Below are 17,228 nucleotides of genomic sequence, written 5' to 3' on the forward strand. Positions count from 1 at the left end.
CCTATCGTGCCATCATTTGATATTGTTTCTGAAATTAATATGGAAGAAGTTCGTAACGCTACTGAGAATGCAAGTAGAGAGCTATCTACACGTTTTGACTTTAGAGGCGTAGAAGCAAGCTTCGAGTATAAAGAAAAAACAGTCGTGATGAAGGCTGAAGCCGAATTCCAACTTCAGCAGATGGAGAGCCTTTTTCGTACCGCGTGTTCAAAGCGTAATGTAGATACTTCTTCAATCGATACGAAGCCTTTTGATGCTCTTGGGAAAACCTATAAACAAACCATTGCGTTTAAAGAAGGAATTGAACAGCCTATCGCCAAGAAAATTGTAAAGCTGATTAAAGATGCAAAGCTAAAGGTGCAAACCGCAATTCAAGGTGAAGAACTGCGCGTAACCGGCAAAAAGCGCGATGACCTGCAGCAGGTAATGGCGTTGATAAAAGAGTCGAACTTAGGTCAACCTTTTCAATTTAAAAACTTTCGCGATTAAATTATGCATTCGCCATCTCTGTCTACCGAAACGATTACTGCTCAAGCTACTGCGCCCGGCCGTGGTGGCGTAGGGATAGTGCGCGTGTCAGGCCCTCATGCTAAAGACATTGCGACAGCACTAGTACCAACATCGTTAACGCCACGTATGGCTACGTACACCCCATTTGTTGATGCAGAAAACCTTGTCATAGACCAAGGTATTGCGCTTTTCTTCAAAGGTCCTAACTCGTTTACCGGTGAAGACGTGCTTGAATTACAAGGGCATGGCGGTCAAGTCGTTATGGATATGCTTATTGACGCGGTACTTGCCACCGGAAAAGCGAGGCTTGCGAATCCAGGTGAATTCAGTGAACAAGCTTTTCTCAACGATAAACTTGACCTTGCGCAAGCAGAAGCCATTGCGGATCTAATCGACGCAAGCTCACAACAAGCAGCAAGAAGTGCACTTCGGTCATTGCAGGGCGAATTTTCAAAGCAAATTCAAACGTTATCAGAACAAATTATTCATTTACGCATGTATGTTGAAGCGGCAATTGATTTTCCGGAAGAAGAAATAGATTTTCTCTCTGACGGTAAAGTGTCGGGTGACCTTACGACAATAATCGAAAGCCTAAACACCGTAAGAGAACATGCAAAGCAAGGTAGTTTACTAAGAGAAGGTATGCAAGTCGTCATTGCCGGCAGACCTAATGCAGGTAAATCAAGCTTACTGAATGCGCTTGCCGGTCGCGAAAGTGCAATCGTTACCGATATTGCAGGTACCACGAGAGATGTGCTGAAAGAACATATCCACATCGACGGTATGCCCCTTCATATCATTGATACTGCGGGGCTAAGAGAAAGCCCAGACAAAGTCGAGCAGATAGGTATTGAACGGGCATGGCAAGCCATCAGTGAAGCAGATCACGTCCTTTTTGTTATTGATTCGACTACAACGGATGTCATTGACCCTTACCTCATATGGCCAGAGTTTATGGCTCGATTACCGCAAGGTATACCTGTTACTGTGGTAAGAAACAAAGCTGACCTAAGTACGTTAACGGTTGGACAATCGAAAGTAGATACCGAACAAGGTGATATTTCAGTTATTAACCTCTCAGCTAAGCATGGCGATGGCGTTGAAACATTAAAATCCCATTTAGCCCAAACAATGGGATTTGATACGACGACCGAGGGCCAGTTTATTGCTCGACGGCGTCATATTGATGCATTAGAAAAAGCATTTGAGTTTGTAACCACTGGCGAACAACAACTTCATGATGCGATGGCGGGTGAACTGCTTGCTGAAGAGTTACGACTTGCACATCAATCGCTATGCGAGATAACCGGAGAATTCACATCAGATGATCTTCTCGGTAAAATATTTTCTTCTTTCTGTATTGGTAAATAATTAATGAGTACGCATTACGAAATTATTGTCGGCACCATGTTAGGCGCATCGGAGTACGTAGCAGATGCTATTGCCGAACAGTTAGATGCAATGGGTGCTACGCATACCATTCATTTAGAACCAAATATTGAAGCATTTACGCATAATTCAACCTGGATAGTATGTACGTCAACTCATGGCGCAGGTGAACTACCGGACAATATTCAACACTTTGCGAAACAACTTAACGATACCGACATTACTGGAACGTGCGCCTATATAATTGGGTTAGGCGACACCAGCTATGATACTTTCTGTTACGGCGCAAAAGAAATAGAAACACTTATTACAGCGCAAGGAGGCACGATAATGGCCTCTCCTCTTCACATTGATGTGTTAGAACACCCTATCCCTGAAGATGCCGCTGTTGAATGGTTTTCACAAAAAATAAAATCTGTATGAGTAGTCATCTGACCCACGCTGAACATAGTGCGCTGCAATCACCGTTATCGAATGAGTGCAGAGTGCTTTATCTCCTTGGCTTACGTCCTACCGCGAATTCGTCTACCACCGCCACCGCCCCTATTGACTACAAGCCACTACTTGAACTGCTAAACGGTGATAGTAAAGACATGCCGTTTCAGCGCGGGCGACAGATCAACAGCCTTTTAAAACAGCTGGAACAAATTGGGCTTATTGCGCTACCAGACACCCTTGACTTAGAACACAGCGTTAATGGCAAGCATTTGTTGTTACCGCTTATTGCAGAGGCCGCATCTGAATTTGACCAATTGCATCAAAAACACGTGTCTATGAGCACATCGTGGACGCCTAATAATGGTCTTTTTAATGAGATGGCCTCGCTGCTTGGGATCATTGATAAAACCTATGATGAGAACGACATTGGTGAATTCGTTGCGTATTGGTTAGGCCGTCCTAGTTCAGTGTTTAGTGAATTTCAATGGACTCAAAAGTTTGCAAATAATATTAAACGAAAACGCTTAGCATCGGGCTACGCCCCCACCAAAAAAGTAGGCACACAACAAGTCAAAGTTGCAGCGGGCATAGAAGCAGATGATAATGCGAGAAAGCTGGTGGAAAAATACGCCACATCGACCAAGAAGAGTTAGATCATTATGGATCGTATTACCGACAAAATTGCGAATTTAGCAAAGGTATTAAATAAGCCTGTAGAGAAAGATAGCGAATACATCGACTATAAAACGCTTCGTAAGCAGTATGAAGCGCAAGCCAATGAAGATATTTCGCAGCTCCAGCAGCACTCTAAAAAAGCCCGTGTAGAAGCCATTCACGGGCGTTCAGACCTCAACCCCAAGTGGACGTTCTCAAACCTCGTAGAAGACAGTGACGATGTCATTGAGGCCGTTTCTATTGCACAGTCGTTTATCGCCGCACACGATGATCCAGCTTGGCGCAACAGTGGTTCTCACATGATGCTCTTTTACGGTGATTATGGCCGTGGTAAATCGCATATCGCAGGGGCGATAGCACATCAGCTAATCGATCAGTATGAAATATCTGTCCTGTATCGCCAACTATCAACGCTGCTCGAAATGCGCAATTTTTCTTATGATTTTGGGGCGACAGACAACGCAGGACAGCGTTTCCGGGAAATTAACCAAGACCTGTTAGATGTTGATCTTCTCATCTTAGACGAGGTCTGTGTCAATGAATCGGTGTTAAAGAAGAACGCGCAAAGCTGGTTTGGTAACCTTCTACGCCAACGGTTAGTGAATAAGAAAAACTGCATCATCATTACCAACCACAACCTTGCAGAGCTTGAAAACGCCTTAGGTAAGTACTGCTTTGAGTCAATTAAAGAGTACGACACCTATAAAGTTCGCTTCCAAGGCCCAAGTCGACGGGAAGGATTAGCACAAGATGAGGCTGAAATACAAAGCAGCCCTCCACGGTATCAACCGAACCAAGTGCGATAATTCGCAATGAAGGCAATAATGATTCGTTCTTATTGCCTTTTTTATTACCTAATAAAAAATTTTTTACGATCTCGTCGATGCCATTAAATAGCGATCGACTATAAATACCCAATTTTGTGGAAAGATCTCATCCACAATAAGATCGCGCTATACGCTTTGATATACATCGCTTTGCCGATCTAACAGGGGTAATGATAAACACTTTATCCCCAATTCGATCACATCTTGATCAGTCCTGTGGATAGGATCCTACAAACCACTGTGTATAAGCTCTGATCGAAAAAGGCATAACTTTTTTCGGAATTGGCATTGTGGATAAATACACGGTTTATGCACAAGTTCATAGGGGGGTTATGGATCGGTGTATACAGATGTTATTGATCGCGTAACAACATGATCTCATTATGCTTTACATGGTTACCCACAGATCTTGCCGATCCTAATAAAAGTAAAAATAAACAGATCTAGAAAGAGATCTTAAGATCAATAAGCCCTGACACACCTGAAAACTAAAACCCATTGAGGAATATTTAAACATTTTATTTATCCAATAAGTCAGATAAAATACGCGCCCTTTTTTCAGCATATTCTGAAAATTACTTATTCGTATGTTTAGTGAGGTTTACTATGTTTTACACTCAAGCCTTTGATGTCATCGTTGTTGGTGGCGGTCATGCAGGAACCGAGGCCGCACTTGCTGCTGCAAGGATGGGTGCGCAAACTTTACTACTAACACACAATATTGAAACGATTGGACAAATGTCTTGTAACCCAGCGATCGGTGGGATCGGCAAAGGACATTTGGTAAAAGAAATTGACGCCTTAGGTGGTGCTATGGCACTGGCTACCGATCGTGGTGGTATTCAATTTAGAACACTGAATTCAAGCAAAGGGCCTGCCGTTCGGGCAACACGTGCTCAGGCTGACAGAAGTTTATATCGCCAGGCAATAAGATCGACCGTTGAAAACCAAGAAAATCTGACGCTTTTCCAACAAAGCGTTGACGATATTATTGTTGAAAACGATCAGGTTACCGGCGTAGTTACTCAGATGGGCCTTAAATTTAAGGCTAAGACCGTCGTGTTAACCGTTGGGACGTTTCTTGGTGGCACCATTCACATAGGGTTAGAAAACTATCGAGGTGGACGAGCAGGCGATCCGCCTTCCATTGCGCTCGCTGAACGTTTACGTGCGTTGCCATTTCGTGTCGATCGATTAAAAACCGGTACACCAGCTCGCTTAGATGCGCGATCACTTGATTTTTCTGTGATGCAACAACAACCAGGTGATACGCCAACACCCGTATTTTCTTTCATGGGTGACAGAGCAATGCACCCTACGCAGATTCCGTGTTACATCACACATACCAACGAGAAAACACACGACATTATCCGTGGAGGGTTAGATCGTTCACCTATGTTTACTGGTGTGATTGAAGGGATCGGACCACGCTATTGCCCAAGCATTGAAGACAAAATAACGCGTTTTGCTGATAAAACATCGCACCAAATATTTGTCGAGCCGGAAGGACTCAATAGCATTGAAGTTTATCCTAATGGTATTTCAACCAGTTTGCCGTTTGATGTACAGATGAACTTAGTTCGTTCGATAAAAGGGTTTGAGAATGCTCACATTGTGCGCCCTGGCTATGCCATCGAGTATGACTTTTTTGATCCACGCGACTTAAAACAAACGCTTGAGACTAAGTTTATCAATGGCTTATTTTTCGCCGGTCAAATTAACGGTACAACAGGTTACGAAGAAGCTGGGGCTCAAGGTCTTGTTGCAGGGGCCAATGCCGCGCTTCAGGTACAAAATAAAGATCCGTTGATTTTACGACGTGATCAAGCGTACATGGGTGTACTCATTGATGATTTGGCTACCATGGGGACGAAAGAACCCTACCGCATGTTTACAAGCCGCGCTGAGTATCGTTTGTTGTTGCGAGAAGACAATGCCGATCACCGTTTAACCGCTTTAGGTAGAGAAATTGGTTTAGTTGATGACGCGAGATGGGCATCATTCAATGACAAGATGGAAATGGTCGAAGCTGAACTGCAACGCCTTAGAGGGCAATGGATTCATCCAGATCATGCGGCAACGCCTGAGCTTAACACTATGTTGAAAAACACCGTAAGCCGCGAGCACTCACTTGAAGAGCTTATTCGTCGTCCGGAAATGACGTATGAAAAACTTATGCAAATTGACAGCATTGGGCCTGGTATTGAAAACCCCATCGCGGCTGAACAAGTTGAAATACAGATAAAATATGCTGGTTACATCGCCCGTCAAATGGATGAAATTGCTAAAACGCAACGCCATGAAAACACACTACTTCCTGTGGATATGGATTTTAGTAAGATATCTGGTTTATCGAACGAGGTGGTTGCAAAACTGACTGAAGCGCGTCCGGAAACGATTGGCAAGGCATCACGTATTTCAGGCATTACACCGGCTGCAATTTCACTGCTTTTGGTTTATTTGAAGAAGCATGGCATGCTAAGAAAATACGAAAAACAAAGCGCGTAAGCAGACGAGTTATATGACAACACAGCAAGAATTGCATTCTATTTTGGCCTCTGGACTAGAGGCCCTTTCTTTATCACTCACTTCACAGCAACAAGAACAACTCGTTAATTACGTTTTGCTTATCGATAAGTGGAACAAAGCGTATAACCTGACGTCTGTTCGTTGCCCTAAGCAAATGATGGTAAAGCATATCCTTGATTCACTAGCCATTGTGCCTCACTTAACGGGAAATAAGATCATTGATGTTGGTACGGGACCAGGTCTGCCTGGAATGCCACTAGCTATCGCCTTTCCTGAAAAATCGTTTACGCTTTTGGATAGTTTAGGTAAGCGAGTGCGATTTATGACACAATGCGTCCATACGCTAAAACTGGATAATGTCACTCCTATTCAAAGTCGAGTCGAAGCGCTGAAGCCAGAAACACCTTTTGATATCGTGCTGAGTCGCGCGTTTGCGTCACTAAAAGATATGTTGCACTGGTGCGAACATCTGGTAGATTCAGAAGGAAGATTTTTGGCACTTAAGGGTCAATTTCCTCAGTCTGAAATTGATGAAGTAAGTAATCACTTTCAGATTTGTGATACACAAACTCTAACAGTGCCAAATTTGATAGGTGAAAGACACCTCGTTTGGATTAAAAAAGCATAACAGGATTCATTGTGGCAAAGGTAATCGCGATCGCGAATCAAAAAGGTGGTGTGGGTAAAACCACGACCGCGGTGAATGTAGCAGCATCTATGGCAGCGACGAAGCGCAAAGTGCTACTTATTGACCTTGATCCGCAAGGAAACGCTACGATGGGAAGTGGCGTAGACAAGTATGAAGTGGGGGCAACCGCATTCGAACTGCTTGTAGAAGATATGCCTATTAACGAGGTAATCGTTAAAAATACCGCAGGAAAATACGATTTAATCGCTGCAAACGGTGACGTTACTGCCGCTGAAATCAAACTCATGGAAATGTTTGCTCGTGAGGTTCGTCTTCGTAATGCCTTGAAGTCGGTATTAGATTATTATGATTTCATTTTTATTGATTGCCCTCCATCTCTCAATCAACTGACGGTTAATGCATTGGCTGCGGCCGATTCAGTGATGGTTCCTATGCAATGTGAGTATTATGCGCTTGAAGGGCTTACCGCATTGATGGATACCATTCAAAAATTAGCGTCTGTAGTGAATCCTGAATTGAAGATTGAAGGCGTATTGCGTACTATGTACGACCCGCGTAATCGCCTCGCAAACGACGTATCAGAGCAGTTAAAACGTCACTTTGGTGAGCAAGTGTACAGAACGGTTATTCCGAGAAACGTGCGCCTTGCCGAAGCGCCAAGTTTTGGTACGCCGGCCATGTATTACGATAAATCGTCAACAGGCGCTAAAGCGTACCTGGCGTTGGCGGGTGAAATATTACGTCGTCGGGACAAAACCACGCCTTCTCAGGCGAAAGCTAGTTAAAATACCATTCGCTGAATTCGTCAGCGTATGCCATAGAGGATACTATGTCAGCACGTAAAAGAGGCCTTGGCCGAGGTTTGGATGCACTTCTTGCAACCAGCCAATCTTCTTCGCAAAAAGAAATGGATACCGCATCTTCTGAGGTATCGCAAAGCGAGCTGAAAAAGTTACCTATCGAATTTATCGTTCCCGGGAAATACCAACCCCGAAAAGACATGTCCCCTGATGCACTTGAAGAATTGGCATCGTCCATTCGTGCACAAGGTGTAATTCAACCGATTGTTGTCAGAAGAATCGATGAGCACCGGTTTGAAATTATTGCTGGTGAGCGTCGTTGGCGTGCTGCCCAACTTGCTGAACTTGATGAAGTTCCATGCTTGGTTAAAAACGTGCCTGATGAAGCGGCCGTTGCCATTGCGTTGATTGAAAATATTCAGCGTGAAGATTTAAACGCAATGGAAGAAGCGCAAGCACTAGACCGTTTGATGAACGAGTTTTCACTGACTCACCAAGAAGTGGCTGAAGCGGTGGGTAAATCTCGTACAACGGTGACCAACCTACTACGCCTAAATAATCTAAACGATGACGTAAAGCTGTTAGTAGAGCATGGCGATATTGAAATGGGTCATGCTCGTGCGTTACTTGCACTAGAAGGTGAGTCTCAGTCTGATGCTGCGCAAGTCGTTTCTGGTAAAGGTTTAACGGTAAGGGATACTGAAAAGCTAGTAAAAAAGCTTCTTGAGCCCGCTAAACCTAGCGTTGAGAAACAGATTGATCCCGATGTTCAAAACCTTATGACTCGACTTTCAGAAAATTTAGGTGCGCCGGTTTCTATAGACCATAATGCCAAGGGAAAAGGTAAGATGGTAATTAGCTTTAACGACCTTGAACAATTAGATGGTATATTATCTAAAATTCAATAACTTACAGTCTATAAGTTGAAACTGAATGTGACGGTACGCACGCGGATATCAGAAACACCTCGCGAAAAGCGGACAGTCTAGTTTCCGGTTATATCAATAGAATATTTTCATAATAACTTTCAAAAAGCGATGTACTGTTGAAAATTATCGGTAAAACAGTATACTTCTGACGCTTTTTGTAAGATGTGAACAAGCAGCGAGAAAAAGTGACGAATAAGCTAGCAAAAAGAGGTCTAGACCTCGCTAAGAAAGGGTTACTTTTCCAGTTTGTTACTACGGTAGTAATAACAAATATTGCAGGCGTTGGTGCGGGAGTAGAATCCGCCATTTCGGTTGCCGCAGGTGCGGCAGTCAGTATCATACCAACGATGATATTTTCTGCATTTGCTTTTCGCTACGCTGGGGCTCGAAATAACGAGCGGGTAGCACGTAGCTTTAGCCAGGGTTCAAAAATGAAGCTGGCACTGACAATCATTTTATTTGTAATTGCGTTTAAGGGGCTTAATGCCTCACCACTAGAAGTTTTTATGGCTTACGTGATTATAACTGCCAGTCATGCACTGGCCATGTTTCATTACGGCAAGAAAGAATAACGAATAAAACAGCGCCGATATGAACATGTTTTATACCAGTCACCAAATTTTTACACTTTACAACTTAGGTTAAACAATGGCATCTGAATACACTACCTCAGAATACATCAAGCACCACTTGACCAATGCCACCATGTGCTCAACTGACAATGGAATAGCTTTTAACAAAGCATGTTCTGATGCTGGTTTTTGGGCATGGCATGTTGATACATTGGCATGGTCTATTGGTCTCGGTCTACTTTTTCTAATTATCTTTCGCAGTGTTGCATCAAAAGCAACTACGGGCGTGCCCGGTAAACTACAAGCATTTGTAGAAATCGTGGTTGAGTTCGTTGATGACAACGTGAAAAGTACTTTTCACGGGAAAAGCGCTGTCATCGCGCCTCTTGCGCTAACTATCTTCGTATGGGTTTTGTTAATGAACCTTATGGATTTAGTACCGGTAGACCTTATCCCTTGGGTATCTGGTTTAATTGGTGAAGCTGCATTTGGTATGGACCCACATGATGTATACAACAAAGCCGTACCAACCACCGACCTTAACTTAACGTTTGCGTTAGCGACCGGTGTATTTGTTCTTATCATCTTTTATTCACTTAAGATGAAGGGGATTGGCGGTTTCATGAAAGAGCTTACTATGCAGCCTTTCGGACACCCTGTTTTTATCCCTGTAAACTTCATTCTTGAGACAGTAACACTCTTAGCGCGTCCATTATCACTTGCGCTACGTCTGTTCGGTAACTTGTACGCCAGTGAGCTAATCTTCATATTGATTGCTACTATTGGTTACTTCCAGTTACCACTGCACTTTATGTGGGCTGTGTTCCATATTTTGGTACTTCCACTTCAAGCGTTTATTTTCATGATGTTAACCATCGTGTATTTAAGCCTGGCGTGTGAAGACCACTAAGAAATTAACGGGTGTTGATAACCCTGGAATTATCAGCACCGTTTTTAAACGAGTTCTACTTTTAACATTAACTTTAAATTTAACTTAAAATCGGAGACGTAAATGTTATACATCGCTGCTGCACTACTGATTGGTCTTGGTGCCCTAGGTACCGCTATTGGTTTCGGTCTACTTGGTGGCAAATTCCTAGAATCTGCTGCTCGTCAACCTGAACTAGCACCTCAACTGCAAGTAAAAATGTTCATCGTAGCGGGTCTTATCGACGCTATCGCGATGATCGGTGTTGGTATCGCTCTATACCTATTGTTCGCTGTTGGTGCCTAATATTACTACACACTTTTTTAGCGAACTTTAAGAGGAGGGGCGATTGTGAATTTTAACGCCACTTTTATCGGTCAATTAATCGCCTTCGCTGTATTCGTTGTGTTCTGCATGAAATATGTATGGCCACCACTGATTGCTGCGATTGAAGAACGTCAGAAGAAAATAGCCGATGGGCTTGAAGCTTCTGAACGTGCAGAGAAAGACCTTGAACTTGCTCAAGCGAAAGCTACTGAGCAAATGAAAGATGCGAAAGCGCAAGCAGCTGAAATTATCGAGCAGGCCAAAAAGCGCGCCAACCAATTGGTTGACGAAGAAACGCAGAAAGGCCATGCAGAACGCGAAAAAATTATCGCGTCTGGTTATGCCGAAGTTGAAGCTGAACGCAATCGTGCCAAAGAAGATTTACGTAAGCAAGTTTCTGCACTAGCAGTAGCTGGCGCACAGCAAATCTTACAACGTGAAATCGATGCTAACGCACAAAACGACATTGTTGAAAAACTTGTCGCAGAGCTTTAAGAGGGAGATGAGCCATGTCTGAATTGACAACCGTTGCTCGCCCTTACGCTAAAGCCGCTTTCGATTTCGCCGTCGAGAAAGGCGTCATAGCTAAGTGGCAGGAAATGCTTACTTTTGCAGGCGCTGTTGCTGCTAACGATGATATGCACGAGTTATTAACTGGTGCTGTTGCAGCCGAAACGCTTGCAGACATTTTTGTAAATGTCTGCGGTGAGCAGCTCGATGAGAATGGTCAAAATCTTATTAAAGTTTTGGCCGAGAATAAACGTTTAGCCGCGTTGCCTGAAATATCTGCGTTATTTGATGCTTTTAAAGCTGACTATGACAAAGAGATAGAAGTTGACGTAACGTCAGCCTCGGCGCTGACCGATGCACAACAATCAGATTTGATTGCGTCGTTGGAAAAACGTTTGGCACGTAAAGTGAAGCTTAATTGTAACGTGGACCCTGCCCTGATCGCTGGAATGGTAATAAATGCCGGCGATACAGTAATTGATGGTTCCGTAAAGTCGAAATTGAACCGTCTAGCAGACGCGTTGCAAGCATAACGGGGATAAGAGCATGCAACTTAATTCCACTGAAATTGCTGAACTGATCAAGAAAAGAATTGAACAGTTCAATGTAAGCAGTGAAGCACGCAATGAAGGTACTATCGTCGCAGTAACCGACGGTATTATCCGTATTCATGGCCTTGCCGATGTAATGCAAGGTGAAATGATAGAGCTTCCTGGAAGCCGCTACGCAATTGCACTAAACCTTGAGCGAGACTCAGTAGGTGCAGTTGTTATGGGTCCTTACGCGGACCTGAAAGAAGGCGATAAAGTACAATCTACAGGTCGTATTCTTGAAGTACCAGTAGGTACTGCACTACTAGGTCGTGTTGTAAACACGCTTGGTGAGCCAATTGATGGTAAAGGCGCAATTGAAGCTGCTGGTTTTGAACCAGTTGAAAAAATTGCACCAGGTGTAATCGAACGTCAATCAGTAGACCAGCCTATTCAAACTGGCTATAAGTCTGTTGATGCCATGATCCCAGTTGGTCGTGGTCAGCGTGAGCTTATCATCGGTGACCGTCAGTGCGGTAAGACAGCAATGGCAATTGATGCAATCATCAACCAGAAAGGTACAGGCATTAAATGTGTGTATGTAGCGGTTGGTCAGAAAGCATCTACTATTGCTAACGTAGTTCGTAAGCTAGAAGAACACGGTGCACTTGACCACACTATCGTGGTTGCTGCGTCAGCGTCTGAGTCTGCTGCACTACAATACCTTGCGCCATACTCTGGCTGTACTATGGGTGAATACTTCCGTGACCGCGGTGAAGATGCGCTAATCGTATATGATGATTTGTCAAAGCAAGCTGTTGCTTACCGTCAAATTTCATTGCTACTTAAGCGTCCACCAGGTCGTGAAGCTTACCCAGGTGATGTTTTCTATCTTCACTCACGCCTACTAGAACGTGCTGCACGTGTAAATGAGCAGTACGTAGAGCGTTACACTAACGGTGAAGTAAAAGGTCAAACTGGTTCACTAACTGCGCTTCCAATTATTGAAACGCAAGCCGGTGACGTATCAGCATTCGTACCTACAAACGTAATCTCGATTACTGATGGTCAGATTTTCTTAGAAACTGACTTGTTCAACGCAGGTATCCGTCCAGCTGTTAACGCTGGTATCTCGGTATCTCGTGTTGGTGGTGCTGCACAGACTAAAATCATCAAGAAACTTGGTGGTGGTATTCGTCTAGCACTTGCTCAGTATCGTGAGCTTGCGGCGTTCTCACAGTTTGCTTCTGATCTTGACGAAGCAACTCGTCAGCAACTAGAGCATGGTGAACGCGTTACAGAACTGATGAAGCAGAAGCAGTACGCACCGCTTTCAATTGGTGATATGGGTGTTTCCCTGTTCGCGGTAGAAAAAGGTTTCCTTAAGGGTATCGAGCTAAACAAAATCCTAGATTTTGAAGCGGCACTTCATTCTTATATGAATAGCGAACACGCTGACCTTATGAAGACTATCAACGAAACAGGTAACTACAACGACGAGATTGCCTCTAAGTTGAATGACGCTTTAACAAACTTTAAAGCGACACAAACTTGGTAATCAATGCAGCCGGTGATGTGTAATCACACCACCGGCAATACGTTGAGTAATCGGAGAGATAGTCATGGCCAGCGGTAAAGAAATAAAAGGTAAGATTGGGAGTATCAAGAATACTCAAAAGATTACCAGTGCTATGGAAATGGTTGCTGCGTCTAAAATGAAAAAGGCGCAGGAACGTATGGCCTCTGGCCGTCCATACGCACAAAATATGCTTAAAGTGATTGGTCACATTGCTAACGGTAACCTTGAGTATCGCCATCCTTATTTGGAAGAGCGTGAAGTCAAGCGTGTCGGTTACATTGTGATTTCCACTGACCGAGGCTTATGTGGTGGCTTGAACACCAACGAATTTAAGCTCGTCGCTAAGGACGTCAAAAAATGGCGTGACCAAGGCGTAGAAGTGGATTTCGCTGCATTGGGTTCAAAGGCGTGCGGTTTCTTTAACCGTTTTGGTGGCACTTTACTTGCTGCTGAATCGGGGTTAGGTGACAAGCCGTCTGTGAGTGATGTAGTAGGTGTAGTACGCGTTATGCTTAACGCATACGACGAAGGTAAATTAGACCGAGTTTTCTTGGTATTTAATGACTTCGTTAACACCATGACACAGACCCCTGTGATCAATCAGTTATTGCCTTTGCCAAAGTCGGAAGACGAAGAATATCAACATCGTTGGGATTATATCTACGAGCCGGATCCAAAAGAAATTTTGGAAAAATTGATGGTTCGTTACATTGAGTCTCAGGTGTATCAGGGTGTTGTTGAAAACGCGGCGTCAGAACAGGCTGCGAGAATGGTTGCGATGAAGGCAGCAACCGACAATGCCGGCAACCTCATTGATGAGTTGCAACTGGTATATAACAAAGCGCGTCAGGCTGCGATCACACAAGAAATCAGTGAGATTGTTAGCGGTGCCGCAGCGGTGTAGGCAAAGGTTTAGAAAAGATAACGAGGACTAATTATGAGTCAAGGTAAGGTCGTCCAAATCATTGGCGCCGTTGTGGATATTGAGTTTCCACAAGATTCGGTACCAAGAGTGTATGACGCACTACGAGTTACTGAAGGTGACTTAACAGGGTTAACCCTGGAAGTGCAACAGCAATTAGGTGGTGGTGTTGTTCGTAGCATCGCACTAGGTACTACTGATGGTCTGCAACGCGGTCTAAAAGTAGAAAATACCGGTGACCCAATTATGGTTCCAGTAGGTACGAAGACACTTGGTCGTATCATGGACGTATTGGGTAACCCAATCGACGAAGCAGGTCCAATTGGTGAAGAAGAGCGTATGTCTATTCACCGTGAAGCGCCTAGCTACGAAGATCAGTCTAGCTCGATAGAACTACTGGAAACAGGTATCAAAGTAATCGACTTAGTCTGTCCATTCGCTAAGGGTGGTAAAGTAGGTTTATTCGGTGGTGCCGGTGTAGGTAAAACCGTAAACATGATGGAGCTTATCCGTAACATCGCAATCGAACACAGTGGTTTCTCTGTATTCGCTGGTGTTGGTGAGCGTACTCGTGAAGGTAACGATTTCTATCATGAAATGAACGAATCTAACGTACTTGATAAAGTATCGTTGGTTTACGGTCAGATGAATGAGCCTCCTGGCAACCGTCTGCGTGTAGCACTTACTGGTCTTACAATGGCAGAGAAGTTCCGTGACGAAGGTCGTGACGTTCTTTTCTTCGTTGATAACATCTACCGTTACACCCTAGCGGGTACTGAAGTATCAGCACTTCTTGGTCGTATGCCATCAGCAGTAGGTTATCAGCCTACATTGGCTGAAGAAATGGGTGTACTTCAAGAGCGTATTGCTTCAACGAAGACAGGTTCAATCACTTCAATCCAAGCGGTATACGTACCAGCGGATGACTTGACTGACCCATCTCCAGCAACAACCTTTGCTCACTTGGATGCAACTGTTGTACTTTCACGTGATATCGCGTCTTTAGGTATCTACCCAGCGGTAGACCCACTAGACTCAACGTCTCGTCAGCTTGACCCGCTTGTAATTGGTCAAGAGCACTATGACGTAGCACGTGGTGTTCAAACGGTTCTTCAGCGCTATAAAGAGTTGAAAGATATCATCGCGATCCTAGGTATGGATGAACTATCTGATGAAGACAAGCAAGTGGTAACACGTGCTCGTAAGATTCAACGTTTCCTATCTCAACCTTTCTTCGTAGCAGAAGTATTTACCGGTGCGCCAGGTAAATATGTTTCGCTAAAAGATACAATCAGTGGCTTTAAAGGCATTCTAGACGGTGAGTATGATCACCTTCCAGAGCAAGCCTTCTACATGGTTGGTTCAATCGAAGAAGCGCTAGAGAAAGCCAAGAAAGCATAATTGAGAGGCTGACGATAGTCAGCCCTTAACGTGCTAACGTACCTAATCTGGAGGTTCACATGGCAATGACAGTACATTTGGACGTAGTAAGCGCAGAAAAACAAATTTTTTCTGGTCTTGTTGAGGCGATCCAAGTTACGGGTAGCGAAGGTGAATTGGGTATACACCCAGGACACGCGCCACTTATCTCTGCTATCAAACCTGGTATGGTGCGTTTGGTTAAACAGTTCGGTGAAGAAGAACTTATCTACGTTGCTGGTGGTGTACTAGAAGTACAACCTGGTAGCGTCACCGTACTTGCTGACACCGCGGTTCGAGCTGAAGATCTTGACGAGCAGGCAGCAGAAGAGACCAAACGACGTGCTGAAGAGCACATCTCCAACCCAGGCGCTGACTTTGATTACGCACAGGCAGCTCATGAGCTGGCTGAAGCAATCGCGCAACTTCGCCTTATTCAGAAGTTACGCAAATAAGCGAGCAGCTATAAAAAAAGCCCGCCTTTACCGGCGGGTTTTTTATTGCCTGATTGCTGTATATGTATTGTAGATAAACACATAATATATTGTTTCGTTTACCTTTAAACCGCTGAGGCATTCAACAAGGTTGCTTTATCGTCATGCTTTAGCATATGGTAGCGGAGTATTTTTAATGCATGGTTTGCTTTTGTTATACTATTGATAATTGCGACCGATATTGGCCTAACAATGTGTATCACCAATGAAACTCTCCCCGTATAAGAAAGCGCGTAACAGTACTGACATAGCATTCTATCCGCTTGTTACAACGCTTACTCTTCTAGTGATACATTACTTTTCGGGTGCATTGGATTGGCCTGCTTATTCAGATGCAGACGCTCAAAGAGACTTTAATTCTGCAATAGCAATGTCGTTAATGACAGGGTACTTTTGGTTGTCATTACGTATGCTACACCAGAATGTAGCAAGCTCCCTTATTTCGCTATTAGTTAAATCTCATCAGTTGGGACAATTTGCTCATCATCGCGAGAGACTGTCTGGTGAATTTACACACCATATATTTAACGCGTCTATTGTCTCAATACTTATTACCGTGGTGTATTGTATTTTAGAAGGCCTCCTCTCTTCTACACAGGAGTTTCACGTACTCATGCTGACCGCGTTGGCGGTACCCTTTTGGTTCTTCTCTATCCTCTATATCATGCAGGTCTCCGCCAATCTTAATTACTTAACGAAGGAACTATTACCAAAGGCTGAGAGCACGAAAGACTATGTAACATCACTTACTTCTTTAATTCGATTAGGGCTATCCAACGCCATACTTTCCATAGGGGGATTAGCGTTAGCGCCAATCTTCTGGTTTAAAAAAGACGTGCCATCACTAGATGTTTTTGTAGTTTGCGTGTTTGGTAGTAGCCTTCTGGTCTACTTATTTCTACCGGTAATTAAGCTGCGTTTTAGGTTACACAGAGAACGAAAAGCATTGATTAAAGCTCTTGAGGTAGATATTGCGTCTCGAATATCAAAGGCAGGCATCAATAACGACCCAGCTTCACTTTCATCAATTGAAACATTAGAAAGCGAGCGAGAAGCGTTAGAAGGATTATCGGTAAATATATTAACGTTTAAAGATAAGCTTCAGATTGTTGCTAGTTTTAGCCTTATCCCATTATCCTGGCTTTTACTGGCCATCTTCGAATGGATGATTGCCACGCCATTTTAAAACAGCAGGTTGCTG

At 43.8% G+C, this 17,228-nt stretch carries 19 protein-coding genes; all 19 read left to right on the forward strand.

The genetic code is table 11. The features are described from left to right. Nucleotides 1-6: 6 nt before the first annotated feature. The 19 genes from AC27EZ_RS08775 (at nucleotide 7) to AC27EZ_RS08865 (ending at nucleotide 17,213) form a co-directional block, all read left to right on the forward strand. The gene (locus tag AC27EZ_RS08775; protein WP_487134975.1) at nucleotides 7-489 is read left to right on the forward strand and encodes a YajQ family cyclic di-GMP-binding protein; all 483 of its coding nucleotides are present in this window, start codon (nucleotides 7-9) and stop codon (nucleotides 487-489) included. A gap of 3 nt (nucleotides 490-492) precedes the next feature. Beyond that, entirely contained in the window at nucleotides 493-1,881 is a 1,389-nt protein-coding gene (gene mnmE / locus AC27EZ_RS08780; protein ID WP_487134976.1) for a tRNA uridine-5-carboxymethylaminomethyl(34) synthesis GTPase MnmE, read from the forward strand. Between the two features lie 3 nt (nucleotides 1,882-1,884). Further along, complete coding sequence (locus tag AC27EZ_RS08785; RefSeq protein WP_487134977.1) at nucleotides 1,885-2,322, forward strand: flavodoxin domain-containing protein; 438 nt, start codon at nucleotides 1,885-1,887, stop codon at nucleotides 2,320-2,322. Next, complete coding sequence (locus AC27EZ_RS08790; RefSeq protein WP_487134978.1) at nucleotides 2,319-2,990, forward strand: DnaT-like ssDNA-binding domain-containing protein; 672 nt, start codon at nucleotides 2,319-2,321, stop codon at nucleotides 2,988-2,990. Before AC27EZ_RS08785 ends, AC27EZ_RS08790 begins: the two co-directional genes overlap by 4 nt. 6 nt (nucleotides 2,991-2,996) lie before the next feature. After that, nucleotides 2,997-3,818 carry an ATP-binding protein gene (locus tag AC27EZ_RS08795; protein WP_487134979.1) on the forward strand — a complete coding sequence of 274 codons (822 nt, stop codon included), beginning with the start codon at nucleotides 2,997-2,999 and terminating at the stop codon, nucleotides 3,816-3,818. A gap of 627 nt (nucleotides 3,819-4,445) precedes the next feature. Then, complete coding sequence (mnmG, locus tag AC27EZ_RS08800; RefSeq protein WP_487134980.1) at nucleotides 4,446-6,347, forward strand: tRNA uridine-5-carboxymethylaminomethyl(34) synthesis enzyme MnmG; 1,902 nt, start codon at nucleotides 4,446-4,448, stop codon at nucleotides 6,345-6,347. 13 nt (nucleotides 6,348-6,360) lie between these two features. After that, a complete protein-coding gene (rsmG, locus tag AC27EZ_RS08805) occupies nucleotides 6,361-6,996 on the forward strand; it encodes a 16S rRNA (guanine(527)-N(7))-methyltransferase RsmG (protein ID WP_487134981.1) in 636 nt (211 codons plus the stop codon). An 11-nt stretch (nucleotides 6,997-7,007) separates the two neighbouring features. Then, entirely contained in the window at nucleotides 7,008-7,802 is a 795-nt protein-coding gene (locus AC27EZ_RS08810; RefSeq protein WP_421133016.1) for a ParA family protein, read from the forward strand. Nucleotides 7,803-7,846: 44 nt separating this feature from the next. Then, the gene (locus AC27EZ_RS08815) at nucleotides 7,847-8,725 is read left to right on the forward strand and encodes a ParB/RepB/Spo0J family partition protein (protein ID WP_487134982.1); all 879 of its coding nucleotides are present in this window, start codon (nucleotides 7,847-7,849) and stop codon (nucleotides 8,723-8,725) included. A gap of 206 nt (nucleotides 8,726-8,931) precedes the next feature. Further along, nucleotides 8,932-9,318, forward strand: a complete 387-nt coding sequence (locus AC27EZ_RS08820) for an ATP synthase subunit I (protein ID WP_487134983.1) — start codon at nucleotides 8,932-8,934, stop codon at nucleotides 9,316-9,318. Nucleotides 9,319-9,394: 76 nt separating this feature from the next. Next, nucleotides 9,395-10,228, forward strand: coding sequence for a F0F1 ATP synthase subunit A (atpB, locus tag AC27EZ_RS08825; protein ID WP_421133013.1), 834 nt, complete (start codon nucleotides 9,395-9,397; stop codon nucleotides 10,226-10,228). A gap of 102 nt (nucleotides 10,229-10,330) precedes the next feature. Further along, nucleotides 10,331-10,552 carry a F0F1 ATP synthase subunit C gene (atpE, locus tag AC27EZ_RS08830; RefSeq protein WP_032095247.1) on the forward strand — a complete coding sequence of 74 codons (222 nt, stop codon included), beginning with the start codon at nucleotides 10,331-10,333 and terminating at the stop codon, nucleotides 10,550-10,552. 45 nt (nucleotides 10,553-10,597) lie between these two features. Further along, nucleotides 10,598-11,068 carry a F0F1 ATP synthase subunit B gene (gene atpF / locus AC27EZ_RS08835; protein ID WP_032095248.1) on the forward strand — a complete coding sequence of 157 codons (471 nt, stop codon included), beginning with the start codon at nucleotides 10,598-10,600 and terminating at the stop codon, nucleotides 11,066-11,068. Between the two features lie 14 nt (nucleotides 11,069-11,082). Next, nucleotides 11,083-11,616, forward strand: coding sequence for a F0F1 ATP synthase subunit delta (atpH, locus tag AC27EZ_RS08840; RefSeq protein WP_487134984.1), 534 nt, complete (start codon nucleotides 11,083-11,085; stop codon nucleotides 11,614-11,616). A 13-nt stretch (nucleotides 11,617-11,629) separates the two neighbouring features. Next, a complete protein-coding gene (gene atpA, locus AC27EZ_RS08845; RefSeq protein WP_487134985.1) occupies nucleotides 11,630-13,171 on the forward strand; it encodes a F0F1 ATP synthase subunit alpha in 1,542 nt (513 codons plus the stop codon). Nucleotides 13,172-13,235: 64 nt separating this feature from the next. Further along, nucleotides 13,236-14,096: a F0F1 ATP synthase subunit gamma gene (atpG, locus tag AC27EZ_RS08850; RefSeq protein WP_487134986.1), complete on the forward strand. Its 861-nt coding sequence runs from the start codon at nucleotides 13,236-13,238 to the stop codon at nucleotides 14,094-14,096. Nucleotides 14,097-14,129: 33 nt separating this feature from the next. Beyond that, nucleotides 14,130-15,515 (forward strand): F0F1 ATP synthase subunit beta, encoded by a 1,386-nt coding sequence (atpD, locus tag AC27EZ_RS08855; RefSeq protein ID WP_487134987.1) that lies wholly within the window; start codon nucleotides 14,130-14,132, stop codon nucleotides 15,513-15,515. Between the two features lie 59 nt (nucleotides 15,516-15,574). Further along, entirely contained in the window at nucleotides 15,575-15,988 is a 414-nt protein-coding gene (locus tag AC27EZ_RS08860) for a F0F1 ATP synthase subunit epsilon (protein WP_487134988.1), read from the forward strand. A gap of 244 nt (nucleotides 15,989-16,232) precedes the next feature. Beyond that, complete coding sequence (locus tag AC27EZ_RS08865) at nucleotides 16,233-17,213, forward strand: hypothetical protein (RefSeq protein ID WP_487134989.1); 981 nt, start codon at nucleotides 16,233-16,235, stop codon at nucleotides 17,211-17,213. The last annotated feature ends 15 nt before the right edge of the window (nucleotides 17,214-17,228 follow it).

This window comes from Alteromonas sp. 4NH20-0056, from assembly GCF_057539655.1.

What these genes read in the sequence shown, in the direction of transcription:
- AC27EZ_RS08860 (WP_487134988.1), top strand. Translation starts at nt 15,575, where the DNA reads ATGGCAATGACAGTACATTTGGACGTAGTAAGCGCAGAAAAACAAATT.
- mnmG (WP_487134980.1), top strand. Translation starts at nt 4,446, where the DNA reads ATGTTTTACACTCAAGCCTTTGATGTCATCGTTGTTGGTGGCGGTCAT.
- AC27EZ_RS08785 (WP_487134977.1), top strand. Translation starts at nt 1,885, where the DNA reads ATGAGTACGCATTACGAAATTATTGTCGGCACCATGTTAGGCGCATCG.
- AC27EZ_RS08815 (WP_487134982.1), top strand. Translation starts at nt 7,847, where the DNA reads ATGTCAGCACGTAAAAGAGGCCTTGGCCGAGGTTTGGATGCACTTCTT.
- AC27EZ_RS08865 (WP_487134989.1), top strand. Translation starts at nt 16,233, where the DNA reads ATGAAACTCTCCCCGTATAAGAAAGCGCGTAACAGTACTGACATAGCA.
- atpE (WP_032095247.1), top strand. Translation starts at nt 10,331, where the DNA reads ATGTTATACATCGCTGCTGCACTACTGATTGGTCTTGGTGCCCTAGGT.
- mnmE (WP_487134976.1), top strand. Translation starts at nt 493, where the DNA reads ATGCATTCGCCATCTCTGTCTACCGAAACGATTACTGCTCAAGCTACT.
- atpG (WP_487134986.1), top strand. Translation starts at nt 13,236, where the DNA reads ATGGCCAGCGGTAAAGAAATAAAAGGTAAGATTGGGAGTATCAAGAAT.
- AC27EZ_RS08795 (WP_487134979.1), top strand. Translation starts at nt 2,997, where the DNA reads ATGGATCGTATTACCGACAAAATTGCGAATTTAGCAAAGGTATTAAAT.
- atpD (WP_487134987.1), top strand. Translation starts at nt 14,130, where the DNA reads ATGAGTCAAGGTAAGGTCGTCCAAATCATTGGCGCCGTTGTGGATATT.
- atpB (WP_421133013.1), top strand. Translation starts at nt 9,395, where the DNA reads ATGGCATCTGAATACACTACCTCAGAATACATCAAGCACCACTTGACC.
- atpH (WP_487134984.1), top strand. Translation starts at nt 11,083, where the DNA reads ATGTCTGAATTGACAACCGTTGCTCGCCCTTACGCTAAAGCCGCTTTC.
- atpA (WP_487134985.1), top strand. Translation starts at nt 11,630, where the DNA reads ATGCAACTTAATTCCACTGAAATTGCTGAACTGATCAAGAAAAGAATT.
- rsmG (WP_487134981.1), top strand. Translation starts at nt 6,361, where the DNA reads ATGACAACACAGCAAGAATTGCATTCTATTTTGGCCTCTGGACTAGAG.
- AC27EZ_RS08790 (WP_487134978.1), top strand. Translation starts at nt 2,319, where the DNA reads ATGAGTAGTCATCTGACCCACGCTGAACATAGTGCGCTGCAATCACCG.